Source organism: Rhodohalobacter sp. 614A (assembly GCF_021462415.1).
Taxonomy (GTDB): domain Bacteria; phylum Bacteroidota; class Rhodothermia; order Balneolales; family Balneolaceae; genus Rhodohalobacter.
In genome coordinates this window covers 355,072-376,581 of sequence record NZ_JAKEDS010000001.1, presented here as the reverse complement: position 1 = coordinate 376,581, position 21,510 = coordinate 355,072, and the positions used below count along the sequence as shown (strand labels likewise).

At 42.4% G+C, this 21,510-nt stretch carries 15 protein-coding genes and 1 tRNA gene; 7 read left to right on the top strand and 9 right to left on the bottom strand.

The window, feature by feature from the left end; genetic code table 11:
* Positions 1-116: 116 nt before the first annotated feature.
* Positions 117-500, top strand: a complete 384-nt coding sequence (locus tag L0B18_RS01415) for a response regulator (RefSeq protein WP_234567333.1) — start codon at positions 117-119, stop codon at positions 498-500.
* Between the two features lie 2 nt (positions 501-502).
* Here the strand turns inward: L0B18_RS01415 and L0B18_RS01410 are convergent, their stop codons facing one another.
* Both L0B18_RS01410 and L0B18_RS01405 read right to left on the bottom strand, forming a co-directional pair.
* The gene (locus tag L0B18_RS01410; protein WP_234567332.1) at positions 503-3,016 is read right to left on the bottom strand and encodes a family 10 glycosylhydrolase; all 2,514 of its coding nucleotides are present in this window, start codon (positions 3,014-3,016) and stop codon (positions 503-505) included.
* Between the two features lie 73 nt (positions 3,017-3,089).
* A complete protein-coding gene (locus tag L0B18_RS01405) occupies positions 3,090-6,161 on the bottom strand; it encodes a T9SS type A sorting domain-containing protein (protein WP_234567331.1) in 3,072 nt (1,023 codons plus the stop codon).
* Positions 6,162-6,306: 145 nt separating this feature from the next.
* Here L0B18_RS01405 and L0B18_RS01400 point away from each other — a divergent pair, with 145 nt between their 5' ends.
* The 4 genes from L0B18_RS01400 to L0B18_RS01385 all read left to right on the top strand — a co-directional run bounded on the left by L0B18_RS01400 (position 6,307) and on the right by L0B18_RS01385 (position 9,942).
* Positions 6,307-7,182, top strand: coding sequence for a sensor histidine kinase (locus L0B18_RS01400; RefSeq protein ID WP_234567330.1), 876 nt, complete (start codon positions 6,307-6,309; stop codon positions 7,180-7,182).
* Between the two features lie 33 nt (positions 7,183-7,215).
* Positions 7,216-7,288, top strand: a tRNA-Lys gene (locus tag L0B18_RS01395).
* 247 nt (positions 7,289-7,535) lie between these two features.
* A complete protein-coding gene (agaR, locus tag L0B18_RS01390) occupies positions 7,536-8,300 on the top strand; it encodes a transcriptional repressor AgaR (protein ID WP_234567329.1) in 765 nt (254 codons plus the stop codon).
* A 34-nt stretch (positions 8,301-8,334) separates the two neighbouring features.
* A complete protein-coding gene (locus tag L0B18_RS01385; RefSeq protein ID WP_234567328.1) occupies positions 8,335-9,942 on the top strand; it encodes a sulfatase family protein in 1,608 nt (535 codons plus the stop codon).
* 6 nt (positions 9,943-9,948) lie between these two features.
* Here the strand turns inward: L0B18_RS01385 and L0B18_RS01380 are convergent, their stop codons facing one another.
* Genes L0B18_RS01380 through L0B18_RS01350 form a run of 7 tightly spaced genes read right to left on the bottom strand, consistent with a single transcriptional unit; the run spans position 9,949 to position 18,001 of the window.
* Positions 9,949-11,772, bottom strand: coding sequence for a sodium:solute symporter family protein (locus L0B18_RS01380; protein ID WP_234567327.1), 1,824 nt, complete (start codon positions 11,770-11,772; stop codon positions 9,949-9,951).
* A 22-nt stretch (positions 11,773-11,794) separates the two neighbouring features.
* Complete coding sequence (locus tag L0B18_RS01375; RefSeq protein ID WP_234567326.1) at positions 11,795-12,817, bottom strand: amidohydrolase family protein; 1,023 nt, start codon at positions 12,815-12,817, stop codon at positions 11,795-11,797.
* Between the two features lies 1 nt (position 12,818).
* Positions 12,819-13,745, bottom strand: coding sequence for a DMT family transporter (locus tag L0B18_RS01370; protein WP_234567324.1), 927 nt, complete (start codon positions 13,743-13,745; stop codon positions 12,819-12,821).
* A 53-nt stretch (positions 13,746-13,798) separates the two neighbouring features.
* Positions 13,799-14,629, bottom strand: coding sequence for a class II fructose-bisphosphate aldolase (locus tag L0B18_RS01365; RefSeq protein WP_234567322.1), 831 nt, complete (start codon positions 14,627-14,629; stop codon positions 13,799-13,801).
* On the bottom strand, positions 14,626-15,579 hold the full coding sequence (locus L0B18_RS01360) for a carbohydrate kinase family protein (protein WP_234567321.1): 954 nt from the start codon (positions 15,577-15,579) through the stop codon (positions 14,626-14,628). The genes L0B18_RS01365 and L0B18_RS01360 overlap by 4 nt, the downstream gene beginning before the upstream one ends.
* Before the next feature lie 27 nt (positions 15,580-15,606).
* Positions 15,607-16,824 carry a class II D-tagatose-bisphosphate aldolase non-catalytic subunit gene (locus L0B18_RS01355; protein WP_234567320.1) on the bottom strand — a complete coding sequence of 406 codons (1,218 nt, stop codon included), beginning with the start codon at positions 16,822-16,824 and terminating at the stop codon, positions 15,607-15,609.
* A 31-nt stretch (positions 16,825-16,855) separates the two neighbouring features.
* Positions 16,856-18,001 carry an SIS domain-containing protein gene (locus L0B18_RS01350; protein WP_234567319.1) on the bottom strand — a complete coding sequence of 382 codons (1,146 nt, stop codon included), beginning with the start codon at positions 17,999-18,001 and terminating at the stop codon, positions 16,856-16,858.
* Between the two features lie 537 nt (positions 18,002-18,538).
* On the opposite strand from L0B18_RS01350, the gene L0B18_RS01345 reads away from it, so the two are divergent.
* Together L0B18_RS01345 and L0B18_RS01340 are read left to right on the top strand one after the other, a co-directional pair.
* On the top strand, positions 18,539-19,876 hold the full coding sequence (locus L0B18_RS01345; RefSeq protein ID WP_234567318.1) for a Gfo/Idh/MocA family protein: 1,338 nt from the start codon (positions 18,539-18,541) through the stop codon (positions 19,874-19,876).
* 121 nt (positions 19,877-19,997) lie between these two features.
* Positions 19,998-21,401: a Gfo/Idh/MocA family protein gene (locus L0B18_RS01340; RefSeq protein WP_234567317.1), complete on the top strand. Its 1,404-nt coding sequence runs from the start codon at positions 19,998-20,000 to the stop codon at positions 21,399-21,401.
* Positions 21,402-21,510 lie beyond the last annotated feature (109 nt).

The following is a 21,510-nucleotide window of genomic DNA, read 5'->3' as shown; positions in this document are numbered from 1 at the left end:
GTAAGATCATATATTATATGTAATGCTGATATGCAGAGCCGTTTGAGTATCAGGGTATCAGTTTCTTATCCATTTTTTGGATTTGTTGGCTACAGAAGTAACTCTTTAAGAAAGATATGAAGTCGGACTACAAGATTTTGATAGTAGAGGATGAGCTGGTTCTGCAGCTAATGTTAGAGCATATGCTTAAAAAAATGGGATTTGAGCATTTCGGTACTGCCACAAAGGGAGCTACAGCTATTGAAAAGGCAAAAAATGAACCTTACGATTTAATCCTGATGGATATTATGCTACAGGATGATATTGACGGAATTGAGGCTTATCGTGAAATTCAGCAGGAAAAAGATATTCCCGTCATCTATATCACGGGGAATACGGATCCACGAAATAAGGAAAAAGCTATGCAGATTGGCTACCATGATTACCTGGGTAAACCGATCACCTACTCTCACCTGAAAAGTTCCATCGACCAGCTATTTGATAACAACAGATCTCACTGATTTCATTTATTCAGTTTCTCCCTCACCATTTTCTGAATCGTTCCGTCATCCAAATATTTTTGAAGGTGAGTTCCGGGGCAGGAGGTATCGGCCCAGTCTCCGTGTGCATAAATATCCTCCACTGATAAATCGTATTTCTGAATAGCGTAAGCCATCATTTCTGCGATGGCATCGAGCTGTGCCTGGGTTGGTTCCTGCTGGTTGTAATTGCCCATGATGCTGATCAACAGGTGTCCTCGCGGATCGTACGTTGTATTTGTTTCTCCGGCATAATTGGCATTTCGGCCTTCATAAATATTTCCGTCCAGATCGATGAGATAGTGATAGGGTACATCCCACCAGTTTCTGTCTTTCGCTCCCCAATCAAAGAGGCCGTTCAATATGGCTTTAGGATCATCGCCCGGTTTGAGAGGTTCAGCACTTCCGGAATGGTGAAGGGTGATTTTCTGGATAGTATGCGGAACCCGAAGCCGGTACTCGGCCGATCCTGTACTTAACGCCGATGCACGGTCAACAGGAAGTGAATTCACCGTAGCCACTTCAAACTGTGCCATTCCGCTATCGAAATTTGCGTCAATTAGCCCAATATGATATCCATACCAATTCAAGGCTTCTCCAGCCTCAAGAGATATTTCTTCCGAAACCCCATTGCGAAAAAGTTCAACGGTCAACGTTTTTGTGATTTCGATACTATCCTTGGGTTCTTCACTCCTGTTGACTCTTCCAAACAAGTGACGCGGATATGGCATGGATTCAATCATTTCAGTGAAAATCAGAGAGAAATCACGGAATTGCAGGGTGTCACCTTTCAAGAGATTTCTTCGAATGGCATTGGCGTCATAACCCAAGGGATTAGTCTTGGCCCAATTCTCCCGCTTAATCAGCTTTTGAGGAGGATGAATGAATTCTTTTTTATCTGATTGAAGATCATTCGTGGGAATGGACCGGGTCCGCTCCCCTTCCACTCCTACACGATTTACTGCAGACACCACAATTTCTGAAGGACGCTTCATCCCTTCTCCTCCAAAAAATACCAGTTCGCGATGCCTGGCGGGATAATATTCTATTTCCCACCTGCTATTAAACTTCGTACGCACAACCCACCATTGAACATCATCTCCATCATTGGGGTGCAAGTTGAGTGACCAATAGGAGTTATAATCATGATAGGTAACCGTTGGGATTCCCGGTTTTTTGTTTTCCAACCAGGGGGAGGCCGGAACCAGCGACGGATATGCATGCGGACCTGCTGCCAGAATCTGGTTGAAGTGGTTAGGGTTCTCCATAAAAGTTTTCATACTGAAATGGACGGCACCCGTTACATCAGGAAAGCCGCGGGCTGTGTAGACCTGACCTGTAATTTCGTTGGATGTCCACCCGGAAGATTCCGATCGGAGTCGGCTGGTAAACAAACCGGGCCAGACATGCCGGTCATAATCATTTTGTTCTACCCACCAATCCAGCATCACAGGAAACGGTTGAGCGACCTGGTTGATCCGGTAATAAATTTGAGGTGTGAAATAATCCACCCAGCCCATTTTCAGCCAGAGCCGGGCATCTGCATAGAGTTCAGAATAGGCGTCGAAACCGGATGTTTGTTCGGGATATCCGGGCCGCCAGATCCCAAACGGGCTGATTCCAAATTTTACATGAGATTTGATTTGCCCGATCTCTTCAGAGAGTTCTTTCATCAGCGAATCCACGTTGCTTCTGCGCCAGTCATCACGGGAAAGAGTCGTACCATTTTCTACAGCTTTTTTCCAACTGTCATCGTCTGGGAAATCGGCTCCTCCTGCGTACGACGGATAAGGATAAAAGTAATCGTCGAAGTGCACACCGTCGACATCGTACCGCTGTACCACATCCAAAATAACATTCTTTGTGTGCTGACGAACTTCCGGAATTCCGGGGTCGAGCCATAGATAATCACCGTATTCATGAACCCAGTCGGGATGAATTTTACTGACGTGATTGGGTGAGATCTCCGACTTGTCGGCCGGGTGACCGGCGCGGTAGGGATTGAACCACGCATGCAGTTCCATTCCGCGTTTATGGGCCTCGGCAACGGCAAATTCCAGAGGATCATAACCAGGCAGCGGAGGCTTGCCCATTTTGCCGGTGAGGTAATACGACCACGGTTCGTAAGGAGATTCGTAGAGTGCATCAGCCGCAGGCCGGACCTGCAAAATAATGGCATTGAAATTCAGAGCGGCAGCCCGGTTCAGGATGTCAATCATTTCTTCTTTTTGCTTTTCCACAGGCAGGCCGGGCTCTGAAGGCCAGTCGATATTGGCAACCGTTGCCACCCAAACCGCCCGCATTTCGCGATTGGCTTCAAGGGAATGATCCGGTATCGTTTGAGTTGAAATAGTTTGTAAGGTATCGGCAGGAACCGTCTCTTCCTGAGGTTCAATAACGGGCTGGCTGGAACGGCATCCCACATATAAAAACATAAAAATTACAGCGATTGAGAGAAGCCGGAATGCACGATTTTTCAGAAGAAAGAAGCTGCTCATGTTCAGTTCAAAAAGATCTTTTCTGGAATAGTTTTAATTTTGTTGGCAAGATTTGATAATAAGCAAAATATCATCACTTAATCACACTCACCTTCACACTCTTTTGAAAAGGTGTTCCTGAGCCAGGCTCAGCTTTCAACTGCAAAATGTAGATACCAGCTGCCATGCCATTTGAATCCCATTCGTTTGTATAGATTCCGGCAGTTTGAGTTTCGCTGAGGATTGTTTTTACCGGTCGCCCAAGCAGATCAAAAATTTGCAAAGTTACATTTGCCTGTTCAGCAAGCTGGTATTTTATTTTACCGGTTTGCCGCATGGGATTTGGGAAGGGATTAAAAAGAGCGAATTCATCCGGAGGTGAAGACGTATCAATAAACATCCAGTCTGTGGTGTTGGATGGTTCGGAAACGAGAGAATCACTGTTCACAGCTTTTACAAACCATCGTTGTTCGAATTCTCCGGGCGGCAGGTTTGTGATGGAAATATCAGAATAAGTGTTTGTGGTTGGAGTGGCAATTAACGCAGCGGGACCCTCGGCCAGATCAGTTTTGTCGCGGGTTTGTTTCCAGACTTCATAAAATTTTACGCTGTTCTCAGCGGGTTCATCCCAATTAAGAATGGCGGCGGGACCTGAAGCGCCGCTTTCAATGGATACTGTGAGATTTGTGGGCGCATCGGGAGCCGTAACGGCACTTAGATTTACAGTATATTCATCATCCTGAGACCAGGAATTTCCGGATTGATTCAATCTTGAAAAACCGATGGTTTCATTTGCGGGGAATGAGAAGTCCAGTTCTTCGAGTGGCCCCGAACGAATACTAAGAGTCCGTTTTCGATTCACCGACTGAGTGGCAAACACAAACAGATCAATCGTTTCCGAATCCAACGGATGTACCATAAAACTTAGATTTTGAGAATCGGATATAAACTGAGGTTCTGAGGATGGAATGGAATCATCAACCTTTAAAATAGCGGCAGTTGCAAAACGATCCGTTTCTTCTGTGCTGATATATGATTTTCTGATAATCGGGTATGGATTTTTATCGCCGTCGGAGTTCCGGTTTTCGTACTCCTGGATTTCTATGGATTGATTTTCTTCAACGAAATTCCCGATAAGCGGAACGGTGTAAAGAAACAGCCGATCATCCGGGCTTGTAAATGACCGGGTTGAATGATCCCAAAAGAACCAACCGTCTTGTGTATTTGACTGATTGCTGTTCCCATAATAGCGCATCACAAAATCATTCCTGCCGGTTTCTGCAGTTATGTCGTTAATGTCAATCAGATAGGGAGATCCACCTTTTACTACAAGAACCGTTCGATGATAAATGGACTCAGCCGGCAATGGATTTTGATAGTTCAGTTGAACCCTGCCCGAAAGAATTTCAACAGAGGGTGCCGGTTCTTCATAAAATAGTTCAGCTTCGTTGTGTATACTCACTTTTCTCAGCAGAAAAAAGGAAGCATAAGGGCTCTCCAGTCCGCCTTCGTTCTGCTTGGTTACAAAATCAAAGGATGTTTGAATTTCAGACGCATCGTACTGCATGGTGTTGGTGTTTACATATCCATTCCAGGTGCTGTTGGTTTGAGGACTGCCCGAATCGTATCCAGGATCGGTCAGGAATGAATATTGGTCACGGTAAAACAAAAGCTGAAGTTGATCAGGCTGCTCATGACCTTCGCCGTTTGTAACAGACTCGCCTTTTTCTCCAGTCAGGGAGATGTAGAGTTTTCCATCTCTGGAATCAGTAGTTCGGCTGATTAATTGCTGTTCATTCGGATTTGTAAGAGGCTGAACTTCTATTCCGCCACTATTATGAAAAGGAATGGCCACTTCAACCAGAAAATATTGATCTTCCAGTTGAGTCATTCCATGATAATCAGAGACTTTATCATAAACAGAAGTAAATATTCTGCCGATTTCTTCATCTCCGTATTCACCGGACCAGCGCAAAAGGTTTGCGGATTGTATCGGTTTTTTATTGCTATCATCAAGTGGAGGAACGGAACCATCCGGTGTAGAGATATCTGCGAGCCACCGTGCGGGATTGAGAAGCCAATCATTGAAAAAAGGATCAAAAGAAGGTTCTAAATCCTGGTTGTTCCGAAAGGCGTGCCAGAAAATGATCGCATCTTTCAAAGTAAAATCAAGATAATAAGGGCCTTCTGCCCAAAATCTCTGGCCATTCCCGGTTTGATACATCCAGTAATTTTGCCGCTCATCTTCATCTGCAGGTTCACTGGCAAGAGCTATTGCCAGATCAATATAACCGTCTAATATTTCTCTCTCGGAATTTTGATCTGCCTGTGCACTCATGGATGCATAACCGAGTGCGAAATATCCTTTCAGGGGACGATTTCCCGCTTCCAGTACATCTTCAGTGGCGGAACTTCCGCCAAGTTCATACACTCTTTTCAGTCCGTCATTGTAAAGAATATCGATATCGGCCCGGAACTGATTCATCAGCGCCCGTTTTTCTCCTTCATTTAAAAGCGGGCTTTCATCCAGGTTGAAATAGGCATAGGCATTTTCAATAGCCAGATACAGGTCAATGGCACGTGCCGTATTATTATAAGATCGAAGAGCGTCGAGGTACTCATCAAATGGCGTTTCTCCCGGCAGTTTTGTGACGAGTTTGTCATTTGCAGTCAGGGTTGCCAAGGCATTCTTAAGTTCATCCATTACATCCGAATGCTCCCGAATATTCAATCCGTTATTTATCGACTGTTGCGAATTCACACCGTTTTGTTCGAGTATCAAAGAGGCGAGTGCTTCAAAAGCCAGGTACTGCAGGATATTTGTAGTGGTTTCAACCTGGGCTGGTTGTGGATTCAGGGAGAAAGATTCCTTCGCTTTATCCAGAATTTGCGAGACAGTTTGATATTCGGAATTGCTATTCGATTCAAAAGCGAGATTCAAGATTTGCTGAAGGCCCAATCCCCCGGATCCTTCCCTTGAAAATCCGGAAATAGAAAGACCCGGCCGCATTGATATAATAGAAGAATCATCCAGAAAACGAGTGTTTCTTTCATTCGGGGGAACATCCGTTATAACCTGTGCATATCCCGGAACTGCAAGTAAAAAAGCAATCAGGATTGAAGGTAAAAGAAACCTTTTCGCCGGGGTATTTATCTGAAATTTCATATGACATTGAATATAGGAATTCAGATCGATGGAGTTAGATTTTTCTAACATAAAAACAGGACTTACTTCGGATAACATACTATATTGATGCGACGAAAAATAACTACCTGGGAAAACGTGGCTTTAAGATTTGGGGAAGAATTTTATGCAAAAAGAGATAGATCTCAATCTGGATCTTTCGGTATCTAAAGAAGTATTGTTGGACCACCATTCACTATTAAACCTGCTCAATGTTTTACAACATGAACTGAATGCTTTTCTCAATAAAGTTGATGATGACAAACTAAACGGCTACAGGGATTTTGTGGTCGATTTGTTGATTACCCTGGGAGAGAGAAAGCTGGAGCAAAACCGCGATGAAATCGAAGAGAGCTTCCTGGATTTTGTTGCTGATTTGAAGAGTTTCGCAAAAAAGCATAAAGCATATAGAGATCAGGTAGACATTCTTCTGGATATTATACACGTGGCTATTGTTCGGCTGGATGAATTCAGGCGTGACCGGTTGGAATGGCAGAATATTCCGGTGGAAGAGATTCGATCAAAATTGAGATCTTTTTTTAAGGTGGTTGAAAAGGTTAGCCGTCAGCGATTTCAAATTGTATACCCTCCTGAAATACCCGGGCCGAATGGGTTTTTGATCAGGTTCGATATCGCAGCGAATCCTGAAAGTTTGCACGCGCCGGTAATTATTCATGATGTTATTCGGGATTTGGCAGCCAATTCCAGGAAATACTCAAAGCCCGGATCTGAGATTATCATTCAACTAACCCAATTAGAAAATAATGGGATTAAACTTGTAGTCATTGACGAGGGAATGGGAATTCCAGAAGATGAAATTGCCAGTGTGGTGAAATTCAAACACCGGGGATCTAACGTAAAAGATATTCGTTCGATGGGCGAGGGATTCGGGCTAACAAAAGCGTATCACGTTTGTAAAATATTTAACGGAAAATTCGTGATAGAATCGGAGATTAATCGCGGAACAACCGTTGAACTCTCGATGTATCCATCTTCAACTTGATACAAGATTTTCGTAATTTTCCTATACAAACTTGACTCCGTAGCTCAGTTGGCAGAGCAGCTGACTCTTAATCAGCGGGTCGAGAGTTCGAGCCTCTCCGGGGTCACTTTACAAATCGAATAATTTACTTCAGCAAGAGATATACACAAGGGTGATAAGGAATTGCAGCTGGTAAAAATATATTTTCTTGCGTCTTTTTATTTGCTAATTAAATAGTTCTTTTCTTTCATTTAAAAGTGTAAATATATAGCTTCAGCAAGGAATAACAAGATTCTGAAAATAAACTGCGTTAAATATTTTTTTAGTTTGTTTTTCTCCTTCGATTCTATTCATAACTAAAAATTAATACTTATATGAGATCTACAGTTGAACGAAGAGATAGTATCATCCAAATTGTCCAAAAAGATGGGAAGGTCAGGGTTGATAGTTTAAGCAAGAAATTTGACGTATCGAGTGTTACGATTCGAAATGATCTTGATTTCCTAGAAAAGAAAGGAATTGTACACAGAACGCATGGTGGTGCTCTTCTCAGAAAAAGTGTTTATGAAGATCCCAGCCTCGAAGAGAAACAACAACGATATCAGGACGAGAAACAAAGAATTGGCGCAAAGGCAGTTGAACTTGTTAATGATGGCGATTCAATTTTACTGGATTCCGGAACGACAGCAATGGAAATCGCTCAGCGATTGAATGACAAGAAGAATCTGACCGTGATGACCAATGCCATTAATCTTTCGCTGAAACTGGGTAGTTATGATTCCGTTAGCGTAATGTTGACCGGTGGTTTACTACGGCGCGAGTCTTTTTCATTAGTCGGGCCGGAAGCTGAAGCAACAATCAGTAATTACTATTTCGATAAACTTTTTTTAGGAGTTGACGGGCTTGATATTAATTTTGGACTAACAACACCCAACCCGATGGAAGCTCAATTAAACAGAATTATGGTTGAGCGAGCGCAGGAGGTGATCGCCATCACAGATTCAAGTAAATTTGGACGACACAGTTTTTCATACATTTGTGATGTGGATGTAATTAGTAAACTTATTACCGATACAAATATCTCCGCAGAGTTTGAAAAAGAGTTACTCAGAAGAAATATTGACGTGATTAAAGTCTAAATTCAAGAGAAAGTTTGAGTTGTTGGGAAGGAATATGATTAGAAAAACGAATGGACTCTTACACCTTCTTTTTTTTCTGCTGATTTTATTCCTTCCGGCTTTATCCGGCGTGATAGCTCAAAATAATGAACGCCCCAATATACTTTTTGCGATCAGTGATGATCAGTCATTTCCCCATGCATCTGCTTATGGAACCGATTGGATCAAAACTCCCGCTTTTGATCGCGTTGCGGATGAAGGCATTCTGTTTACACGGGCTTACACTCCAAATCCGAAATGTGCGCCTTCACGATCCGTTATTTTGACGGGCCGAAATTCATGGCAATTGGAAGAAGCTGCCAATCACTGGCCTAAATTCCCTCAGAAGTTTAAAGTTTTTACCGATGTCCTTGCAGAGCATGGGTATTTTGTAGGAAGTACAGGAAAGGGATGGGCTCCCGGTATTGCAGAAACAGAGAATGGGGAGCCACGTCACTTGGCAGGAAAGCCTTTTAATCAAATTAAAACGACAGCTCCGACCTCCGCGATAAGTTCAACCGATTACGCAGCTAACTTCGAAGCCTTCCTGGATTCGCGTCCTGATCATCAGCCATTCTCATTTTGGTTTGGAGGACATGAGCCTCACAGAGTTTATGAATATCGATCCGGCATTGAAAAATTCGGAAAAAAACTTTCCGATATCGATGAAATTCCGACTTTCTGGCCGGATAGTGATTCCATCAGGACGGATTTGCTGGACTACGCTTTTGAAATCGAATATTTCGATCAGCATCTTGGAAGGATGCTACAGCTTCTTGATGAAAAGGGAGAACTTGAAACCACGATTGTGGTCGTTACATCCGATAACGGGATGCCATTTCCGAGGATAAAAGGGCAGGTGTATGAACGATCGGCACATCTGCCGCTTGCAATCATGTGGCCCGATGGAATACAAAATCCCGGGAGAATTGTAGATGATTTTATCAGCTTTACTGATTTTGCCCCCACATTTCTTGAACTTGCGGGACTTAAAACCAATCAAACCGGAATGGAACCGATAACGGGAAAGAGTTTTACTGATATTCTGTTTTCTGATGAAGAGGGACAGATTGATCCCGAGAGAAATTATGTACTGTTAGGAAAAGAACGCCATGATATCGGGAGGCCGTATGATTGGGGATATCCGATTCGTGGAATTATCAAAGGCGGATTTCTCTATCTGCATAATTTTGAAAATGACCGATGGCCTGTTGGAAATCCTGAAACGGGTTATTTGAATACAGATGGGAGTCCCACAAAAACATTTATTCTGAATACCCGAACAACCAATGGGATGTATCACTTTTGGAGAATGAATTTTGGCCGTCGACCTGCCGAAGAACTTTATAATCTTGAACACGATCCGGACTGCATGCATAACCTCGCCGGAGATCCAGGCTATGCGGATCTTAAGAATGACCTGAAGAGAGAACTCTATCAAAAACTAAAAGATCAGGGCGATCCACGAATACTCGGAAATGGATATGTGTTTGATGCTTATCCCTATATGGATCCAGGCGGCAGGAATTTTTACCAGCGGTTTATGAGCGGAGAAGAGTTGAACACGGGTTGGGTCAATGACTCGGATTTTGAAGAAGAACTACTTCCCGAACAAAGACAGTAATTATATCTACTCTTCAGAATGCAATTCTTTTGATTTTGGTGATAAAGCAACCAATTTCTTCCACTCCCGAACCAAAAGCCAGCCACAGATGGTGATAAATATTGTCAGTGACAGGGCTAACAGAGTTTGGCCATAAATCCAATAACCGGTGGCGAAGAGAATTCCGTAGATCACAATACAACCAAGAATCATACAGAGGATTCCCTGGGGTACACGCCAAGCTTCATCTTCGATTTCACTCATTGCAATTCCCCGTTCTTTTGCAAGATTACGGACCTTCTTCCATCCGGGCCCGCCTGGACGGATCAGCTTACAGAAATTGATCAATGTTTCGGTATTGGCTGGTTGGGTTGTATATGCAACAATCAGCCAAACCAAGGTTGTGATTCCCACTCCAATCAGCAATTCTTCGGAGCTTGACAGGGTTGGTAATCCAGTTGATGGATGTAAAAATCTGAAATAGAGGGCAATCAAAAATGAAACAATCATTGCTGCAATTTCACTCCAGGCATTGATTCTCCACCAGAACCACCGGAGAATAAAGATCAATCCGGTTCCGGCTCCAATCTGCAGAATGATCTGGAAGTTGTCGAGTGCGGATTGCATCATTAATGCAAGCCATCCGGCAAATATCATCAGGATTACAGTTATAATCCGTCCCATGTTCACGAGCTCTTTTTCGGAGCTTTCGGGTTTCAAAAATCGTTTATAAACATCGTTTACCAGGTAGGATGATCCCCAGTTCAGATGTGTTGAAATAGTAGACATGTACGCTGCAATCAACGCTGCGATAACCAATCCCATCCAACCGGCCGGAAGAAATGTGAGCATCGCCGGGTATCCCATGTCATGGTCAACCACAGAAGCGGCTTGGGGAAATGTCTGTCGAATAGAATCCAAGTCCGGAAATACGATGATTGAACAGAGCGCAACAATAATCCACGGCCACGGACGAAGCGCATAGTGCAAAGCATTAAACAGAAAAACGGATCCAATTGAATGATCTTCATTTTTAGCGGCAAACATTCTTTGAGCTACATAACCGCCTCCTCCGGGCTCTGCGCCGGGATAGTAAACACTCCACCATTGAACCGCCAAAGGGATAATCAGCAGTGAAAGGAGTTGGGAATGATCTGAAAAATCGGGCAAGATATTAAGTCTCGGAATAACCGCCTCATGAGATAAGAGTCCGCTTAGTCCACCTACATCCGGATGATCCAGGGCTACATACGCTGCCACGAGTCCACCAAGAATCGAAAGAAAAAACTGGAAGAAATCGGTAATCAAAACGCCGCGAAGGCCGCCAAGTGCACTATAAATTACGGTGACAATTCCTGCAATCAGAATTGTTTGGAAGGGAGTGATTCCCATTAAAACACTTCCGATTTTTATGGCCGCCAATGAGACGGTAGCCATGATAATCACATTAAAAATCAAGCCAAGATAGACTGCTCTGAATCCGCGTAAAAAAGCTGCTGATTTACCGCTGTATCGCAGTTCATAGAATTCAACATCTGTTAAGATACCTGATCGTCGCCAGAGGTTTGCATATACAAATACGGTCAGCATTCCGGTTAAAAGAAAAGCCCACCATGTCCAGTTTCCGGCAACTCCATTTTGCCGAACCAGATCTGTCACAAGGTTTGGCGTATCGGTTGAAAATGTAGTTGCCACCATGGAGATCCCCAACAACCACCACGGCATATTTTTTCCTGCGGCGAAAAATTCTGTTGAGTCTTTACCGGCCTGTTTCATCACCCAGAATCCGATAGCAAGTGAGAAAAGCATATAAACGGCGATAATCAGCCAATCAACAGAAGATAATAGCATAATTGTTGAAGTATTAGATAGCTTAATTTTTTATTTCCAAACGGGGATAATAACGAATTGCGTTGTCATGAAATATTTTTTCCAGAATTTCTTTCTTTAACCCCAAACCTTTGAATGGTTGGCTAACATTCCATGCAGATTGAACCGTTCCCGATGCAAAAAACTCAAATTCGTTTGTCCATTTACTCCGGATCAGGTTTTGAATATCACTAGCAGCCATCAAACCGTCATCAATTTGATCGGAACCGTAAATAATTCGATCCTGATGTGTTTCCACGAACTCTTTTACTTTGCTCTGGTGATCAATGGCTTGGTATTGCAAGTGGCATACCCGCTCTGCCAGGTCAACAACCGCATTTGGAAAGCGATTCAGCCAACTTCCAACTTTTCGTACACTCCATTCCAGGCTGGCCAGGTGCAAGCCGATAAATTTTAGGTCGGGATGTTTTTCCAAGACGTTGTCTCTTGCCTGAATTTGATCCTGGTAGGAAGGAAATTCTTTATGAAGAAACATGTGATACTGTGGATTTTTTGAGAAGTAGTCTCTATCGCTATCCACGGTCATCTCTTCAACCGGCAGCCAGCAGTTTTTTGGCTCACCCAAATGTGCGGCCAGAGGAATTTCCTCCTTCACCAAATACTCATAGATTGGGTTAAAAGCCTTGTGATCTGCCATCACAAAATTTCCATCTTTGTCTTGCAGATCCATGCCAATATTCTTCCAAATCTTTACGGCCACAGCGCCGTTCTTACGGCCTTCTTGTATTTGTTCGATGGCTTGATCCTGCCAACCGGTTTCACCCCAATTTTCAGTAGTAAATGTGGTAATGAAATTGATTCGGTCAGGATTTTCAGATTTGCAGTCTAAAACAATATTCTGCTGCTCATTTGGCTGAGGAAAATCCGGGATTTCCGTGTTAATGGATAACAGCCGGAATCCCTCTTTCTTGGCTATATCAAGCAGAGCGGATCGTTTTACATTTTGATGAATATGAGCATCAATTTTTGGAATCTCATTGTATAAACTTTCACCACTCGGACTCATTTTATTCTGCTGCTACGTCTTCAAATTTGTTGTCGATTTCTTCTGCCTGCTCGGTACTTTCTTCAACAATTGCCAACAGGAATGTGGACGCAATTGCAAGAATCATCCCGATCAATGTTACAGTGTGAGGAAAAACTGCATAAATAACCAATGAAATCACAATAGTGATGACCGGGGCAATGGCATTTGTAAGCGGAGATACCACGATGGCTTTTCCATATCGATAGGCATAGACCAGGCAAAGGGCACCAATAGAATTTAAAACCTGGATAAGCGCAGCCAAATACGGCCCCTTGAATCCCCAATTTATTTCCTGGCTAAAGTCAGTCATATAAATTGCAAATGGCGAGAGAAGGATCCCGGTTACAGCCATATAGAAAAAGATGCTTTCGGCACTCATGGTTTCATTCGCAAATTTCATAAAAAACCCTTGTAAACCCCAGGCAAAAAATACACCAAGCGCCAGTACTAACCATACATATCCTTCTACAGCTGTATTGTCCGGCGGCTGATAAGAAAGCAACGGAATGGCAATTAATGCCAAAACAATGCCCATCCATCCGGTACCGTTTGTTTTCTCCTTCAAAATCAAAATGGATAGAAGAACTGTGATTACGGGCGAAAGAGCAATGATTGGAAATATGATATATGCCGGGCCGATGCTCACCCCATGAAAGAGAATAAGCTGACCGCCGGCCCCGAGAAATCCAATAGCGGATCCCAACAAGATAGATCGCGTATCTTTCTCAATTTTCCAATTTACAAGTTTAAGGGCAATTAAAGCCGGAGGTATCATTGTCAAAGACCAAACAACATACCCAAGAGTAGCCGGGAACCCCGCTTGTTCGGTAATTTCAATAAAAGCCCCCCAAACGCCCCAAAAGATTGTTGTAACTAAAGCAAAGACAAGCCAAATTTTTGATTTCATAGAATCCCGGTTATTGGTTGTTAATATGTAATTTGTAAGATTATTCTTACTGCTTAATTATGTAAACTTTTAATAATCATCAATTTAGACTGAACCAGTTCGTCTACTTTATGAATAGCTGGCGGAAACACTTTTCGAAGATCAATCTCATCATTATCTCTGAGATCGGCTTGTAGCGTACTCATAAAAATATCTTTGATTTCAGTAGCCACATTGATCTTGCGTATTCCTCTCCGAATGCCTTCCTGAACTTGATTTTTGGGGATCCCCGATCCGCCGTGCAATACAAGTGCACATTCCGTTACATTATCAATTTCCTGAAGCCTGTCTAAGTCCAGCTTTGGCTCAGATGTATAAAAACCGTGAGCTGAGCCAATAGCTACGGCAAGAGCGTTGATTCCAGTCTGTTCTTCAAATTTTTTGGCTTCTTCCGGTTTGGTGAAGCCGTCTTCTTTTTGCTGAGCTTGGCCCAGTTTGGCAACGTACCCCAATTCGGCTTCAACATTTGCGCCGTAATTTTTGGCAAGCTCTGTTACTTTTGAAGTGATTTCAACATTTTCTTCAAAGGATTTTTCGCTGGCATCAATCATCACAGAGTCAAATCCGGCATCCAGACATTGCTGAATCAGGGAAAAAGAATGAGCGTGATCCAGGTGTAACCAACCTTCTACTTCATGCTTTTCTAAAGATGACCGCGCCAAAGCTACGGTCATATTCACTCCAAGATAGTCAATGGTGCTTGGGCTGGCTTGCAGTATAATCGGCATCCCCAAGGTTTTTACAGCTTGTAAAATGCCTGTTACTGTTTCAAAATTGTAGAAATTTGTAGCCAGCAATGCAGAATTTTTCTGCTCAAGCTCATTGAATTTTTCTTGCAGTGTCATGATGAAGAGAGTTCAAGTGATTTCCCTTTCTCAATTACTTTGTCAAAACTTTTTATAGCGGTTGTTCCTCCCGCAGCCGTTGTAGAAACCGCTGCCGTAAGATTTCCCATCTTCAGCGATTCATCCAGGCTTTTGCCTTTCAGAAATGATGAGATAAACCCGGCATCAAAGCTATCGCCGGCACCAATTGCATCCACAAAATCATCTACCTGGTACGCATTAATACTTGTCTTCTCGCCATTTTTTTGCATTAAGGCACCTTTGGTACCGCGCTTCACGATTACACATGTATCAAAGCCGTCTATTTTTTCCAGGGCTTCATCCAGATTCGAACTTCCGGTGAGGGCAACTAATTCATCCTCATTCGGAAGGAAGAAATCGAGAACAGGAAGGATTTTTTCAATGTCGATTTCCCATTTTTCTTCGGGATCCCATTGGGTATCCATAGAGGTGGTTAACCCAAACTCCTTGGCTTTTGAAAACATTTTCACCAGGTCTTTTTTGATACCCGGTTGGAAGAAAATGGCTGATGTATGCAGATGACGGCTCTTTTTAAAAAGCTCATCCGGAATTTCATCCACCGTCATATGTTCCATTGCACCGGGGTGGGTAACCATCATTCGGTCACCCTCGTGGTTGAAAATAACCGTTGCTCCGGTTTTCAAATCTTGCTCAGTAAAGACATTATCTGCGTTGACATTTTTTTGATTAAGGGATTTCATCACAAAATCGCCAAAGCTATCTCCGCCTACTTTTCCGCAAAAGGCTACGTTTGAGCCAAGACTGGAACAGTTAGAAGCAAAAATAGCAGAAGAACTGCCCAGTGTGAGAGTCATTTGGTCCGCCCGCTGTTCTTTACCAAATTCAGGGGCTTTATTCAACTGGTTGAAAATCAGGTCAACGTTCAATTCTCCGATGACCATTATGTCGTTTGTTTTTCCTTCAGACATAAACAAGTATTTTTTGAAACGATTAATCTACTGCACTAACTCTGGATGATCGGATGAGAAATTAATCAAATTAAAATTGTGATAATATTTCATGATGGATTTCTTAAGATGCCAAATAACAAAGGCATCTGCATCCCGAACACCTTCCAGGTTTGCATATAATTTCTTTCGGCTTTCCTGAACATTTTCTGATGTCCAAATATATCGGCTACAGGTTCGCATCAACCAAAGTTGGCGTTTATCGGAAAGATCTTCGAAGTCTTTTCCTTTTTCCTCTTTAGAAAGCCATTTTTGCCATCGGTTACTGTCTATAACGGCATTTTTCAAAGCATCTGTCAAACCGGAATCCTTCCCGATTTTTTGTTCCAGCTTTACGAGCTCCATAAGAGCGATAAACTCTTCTTCTGTATACTCAGGGCCTACATTCGCGCCACCCATTCCACTTAATGGATAATCTTCGGGATTGTCTACATAATCCGAATAGTGGCCTTTTATCAGAGCGCCGTAGGGTTTTACTTTTGATGTTAAATTCTTAGCCACTTCAGGATCAAACAGGCTTGTGTGGAGGTCGGTTCCCACTTTTCCAACTACAAAGCATGGCCATGCATCTTCAAGGCCTTTTTCTTTCAATCCTTCATCGAGACTGGTCAGGAATTGGTCAAAACTTTCCATATTTGCGAGTCCGCCGTGAACCTCTTCGGTTCCAACTTCATAACTAATGGGAGGCAGATTGTTATTCTTTCGATAAGTCTCAGCGTGTTCAATCATATCCAATGTGCGTTCCACAACAAGATCTATAGGAATCGGATCGTCGTTGCCTAATCGAATATCCACAGTGGGATCGATATGGAGAAGTTCATACCCTGCATCGATACATGCTTCGAGGGTGATTTTTACTTCAGCCATTGTTTCTTCGAAGCTGAGCTTTTCTGAGGTGTGTTTATCCTTCAGCCATGGACCGCCATGATCCAGGCATGTATAAACCGGCGATTCAAGGCCAATTCGATCTGTTTCCCTGGAGATAAAATCAGTTAGTTCAGAAGGCGTCCATCCGGTATACCCTCCATCGCGATCAACCTGGTTGAGTGTTGCAGCGAAGAGCATCGGAGCATTTGCTTCCTTTGCTGCCAAAAGCGCCGCCCGTGTTACGGATTCGGAGTTTGGGCAAACTGCAAGGAGAGTTTTGTTTATTTGTTCTTCATTAACGAAATAGGTAATAATCTTCTTTAAAGCAGGAAGTTGCATACTGATAGTTTTTTAAATATGACAATTTTTGCTAATCGTAAATTTTAACACCGCGTACTACGCGTGAAATAACATTGTTTTTAGAAGGAGAATCTGGATTAAGTCCTAAATCAAGTGACTTATAAAAACCAAGAATTTGCGCCGGAACTACATATAAAACCGTATTAAAAGCAGATTTCTTCGCCTGGTCGCTAAGAGGGAAAATGATTTTTTGATCCATTTCCAACCCTTTAGCCTGTTCTTCATCACAAAATACACCGATGCAATGCATGGCAATATCGTCCTGAAGAATTTGTTCAGCCAGGTCCTTTTCATATTTGAAAACTTTTTCATCCGTGGAAAAGAGAAACACAATAACTGTTTCTTCATTTACAACGGCTTTAGGACCGTGACGAAATCCCAGGAAAGAATCGAACTTTCCGCAAATACTGCCATCGGAGAGTTCTTGTACTTTGAGATGAGATTCTCTAGCAATTCCCAATAGAGGGCCGGACCCTAAAAAGACAATTCGGTCGAAAGGTCTGAAAGAGAGTTCTTCCAGGCCGGGCGTACATTCTTCTATTGTTTTCTTGGCCGCTGCTGCAATGTCATTAATAACGGATACTTGTTTTTCCTTATCGCCCTGATCAGCTGCTATAATTAAAGCTGATAATACCATAGAGGTAAAACTGCCAGTCATAGCCAATCCCTGGTCTTCCGACAGAGGAGGCAGCACGATGGCGAGTCCGTTTTCCAGTTCATCAATTCTTTCAGCAAGAAGACCATTTTTATTACATGTAATGGCTATATGATGTACATCCTTGCAAAGTTTTTCTGCAATATTAACAACGGCGTTACTTTCCGGACTATTACCAGATCTTGCAAAAGAAATAAGAAGAAGAGGTTTGTCCTTATTAATATTATCCTCAAAATGTGTAACAAGAGTGGTGGTAGATATAGCCCTGGCATGAATGTTTGAACCCAGATGAAAAGATGATTCTACCGTTTCACCAATAAAAGCGGAACTACCGGCACCTGTAAGAACGATATCCAGCGATTCCTTTTTAAAAAGTGATGTCAGGAATTCCCGTATCCGGTGATCATCTTTTAATGAATTGATGGTCTCAACCCAAAGATCAGGCTGACCCTCAATTTCCTTTCTTGTATGAACGGTTGTATTGATTTTTTCTAAATCCATGCTAAGTAAATAATTGGTAGAAAGAGGGACACAACGTATATCATTAGATATTTTGAAAGCCCACTTAATGGTTTATTAGTATAATTTGAAATTTTTTGTAATCTAAAAAACACTAAATGAAATATAAAAACAATTAAATAATAAGAATAAAAAAAATTACAATTATAAAAACTTTGAAATAGTGGTTTTTAAAAGGTCTTTTTTTCTTTTTCCTTTTCAATATCTCAATTAGTAATTAAGAAATTAAGCCGTCTGATTCTACTTGGCTGTTGATAGAAAGAGACTTATAGCAGTTTATTTGTTTTTTGAGTGAAATACACGGCTGTTTTGTTTCTTTAAATAAAAACCAAAAAAACGATGAATGCCAATTAAAAATAATTTTTAAAACTTTCTTTATTTACTATTTTTTACTAATTCAACTTATTATTCTTTTGTTATATTTGTTTTTAATAATGAAATTCTCCCAGCAGGTGGTAGTTTTTGCCTCACATCTATATATAGATGTAATTTTTATTTTCACAAATCATATGGATACACATGAATAGGAAACAGTTTTTACAGACCAGTGCAATGGCGGGTGTCGGGCTTTCAGTAATGCCTTACAGTATTTTAAAAGGAGCAGATGATCGTAAAGTAAGGCTTGGATTTATAGGAACGGGTTCTCGGGGAGGGGGGCATGTACGAGGATTTGCAACTAGGCCAGACGTAGAAATCCCGGCTATCTGTGATATTGATGAAGAAAATGCGCGAAGAGCTCAAAAATTCGTGACTGATGCCGGAAAAGCAGCGCCGGAACTTTATACAAATGGCCCTGAAGACTACCTGAATTTAGTTGAACGGGATGATCTGGATGGAATCGTCATCGCCACTCCGTGGGATTATCACGTGGAGCAGAGCATTGCAGGAATGAAAGCCGGCAAGTATGTGGCTGTGGAAATTCCTTCCGCCATTTCTATTCAGGGGTGTTGGGATTTGGTAAATACCTATGAAGAAACAGGAGTTCCGCTGATGCCTTTGCATAACACCTGTTACCAGCGGGATGTTATGGCTGTTCTGAATATGGTTCGGGAAGGAATGTTTGGGGAGTTGGTTCACTGCCAGGGCGGATATCAGCATAATTTATATGGTGTTCTGTTTCGGGAAAATGCCAGATTTGGCCCGGGTCCGGAAAGAAATGATACGTCGGATTGGAGAACACTTCATAATATGAATAAGAATGCCCTTCTCTATCCTGATCATGGTACAGGTGCAATTGGTCATTGGCTGGATATCTATCGTGGCAACAGGTATATGACACTGTCTGCGTTTGCAAGCAAGTCTGTAGGTTTGGAGAAATACATTGATAAGTATGGTGATGAAAACCATCCTTATAAAGATGCAGACTTTAAAAAAGGTGATATCGTAACTGTAAATATTACCACTGCAAGGGGTGAAACGGTATTCGTTATAAATGATACAACTCTCCCGCGGGGCGATAACAACAAGGCTTTCAGGGTTCAGGGAACCAATGGTTTATGGCAGGTTGAAGCCGACAGGATATATATAGAAGGACGGTCGCGTGAACACCGATGGGACGATTTCCAGCCTTACCAGGATGAATTTGATTCATCCGTCTGGAAAAAACATGAAGCCGAGGCTGAAGGAGCCGGTCATGGCGGTAAAGATTGGTTTGTCAGAAATGCATTTGTACAGTCAATCAAGCAAAAAGTAAATCCGCCAATTGATGTGTACTCAGCTGTGGCAAGTGCAGCCATCGTGGCTTTGTCTGAAGAGTCGATTGCAAAAGGCGGCGAGCTGGTCGATTTCCCTGATTTTACCAGAGGAAAATGGATGAGCAACAAACCCATCTTCCTTCCTGAAGAGTTAGGGTATTAATTTTTCCTGAAATGGATCCTGAAGAATTGTTCGAATGGATCAGAAAAAATTACCGGGTTTCAGTAAAAAGAAATCCGGTATAAAATTTGTCAACTTTAACCATCATTAAAATTTAAAGATAATGGGTTTAAATCGTCGAGATTTCATAAAAAAAAGCGGACTTGCCACACTTGGTTTTACCGGGATCGGGGCACTCGGGTCTAAATCAGAAAACAATTCTGGTACTCAATTCTTAAAAGAAGGCCATCAGCAAAGATTCAACATGCATAATTATGCTGCTCCTGCACTTGATGTGGTTCGGGTTGGTTTTATAGGAGTTGGAAGCAGGGGAAGCGGCCATGTGAGAAGGCTAAAAAGAATTGAAGGTGTAGAAATTAAGGCCATTTGTGATATTGATCCGGAAGCCATCAATCGTATGCTTGAAGATTTCGATGAACCTGTAGATACATATACAGACGGTAAAGATGCATGGAAGGAATTGTGTGAAAGGGATGATATTGATTTGGTTGTAAATGCCACTCCATGGCACTTACACGCCCCCATCTGTCTCTACGCTATGGAAAATGGCAAACACACAGCTACCGAAATTCCCGCCGCACAAAGCCTGGAGCAGTGTTGGGCGCTCGTAGAAACATCTGAGCGAACCAAAAAACATTGTTTTATGATGGAAAATGCCTGCTATGGCGAGTTTGAAATGATAACTCTGAATATGGCAAGGGAAGGATACTTTGGTGAACTCATTCATGGAGAAGGAGCGTACATCCATCAACTGATGACGCATAATTTTACCAGAGGTAACTATTATGATATGTGGCGCTTCCGCGAAAATGCTGCAAGAAACGGAAATCTCTATCCAATGCATGGATTGGGAAGTGTGGCGCAAAGCATGGGAATTAACTATGGCGACCAGATGAAGTATATGGTTTCTGTTTCCAGCGGAGATTTTATGATGCAGAAAAAGACCCGCGAGTTAGCCGAGTCGGATCCATTTTTTGAAGATTTTGTGGATAATGAGTTCCGCGGCAATATGAATACGAGTATCATTAAAACATTTAATGGACGAACTATCATGTTACAGCATGATGTTTCTTCACCACGGGTTTACTCACGAATTCATTTGCTGAGTGGTACCGAAGGTGTGGCTCGAGAATATCCCGAACCACGCATTGCAAAAAGCCACGAAGGATGGCTCGAGCAAGAGGAATTTGATGCAGTGATGGAAAAATACAAGCCTGAGATTATTAAAAGGGTAGGAGAATTGGCCCAAAAAGTGGGTGGCCATGGTGGAATGGACGCCTTGATGACATGGCGGCTGATTGACTGCCTCAGGAATGGAATTCCTTTGGATATGGATGTATATGACGCAGCTTCCTGGAGTTCGGTGGTTATGTTAAGTGAATGGTCCGTTGCCAATGAAGCAACGCCCGCTTACTTCCCTGACTTTACGGGCGGTGCCTGGAAAACAAACGAGCCAAATATGGACATCGAGTTAGTAAGAGGCGGCAATACAACTTTTCTTTCATAAATAGAATCATCTTTTTCCAATCAGTTTCAGTGATAGCGCTGAAACTGATTGGCTTTTCTAATCAATATAGTTGGAGTTACCTGCTTTTCACGAATTCCGATTATTGAAT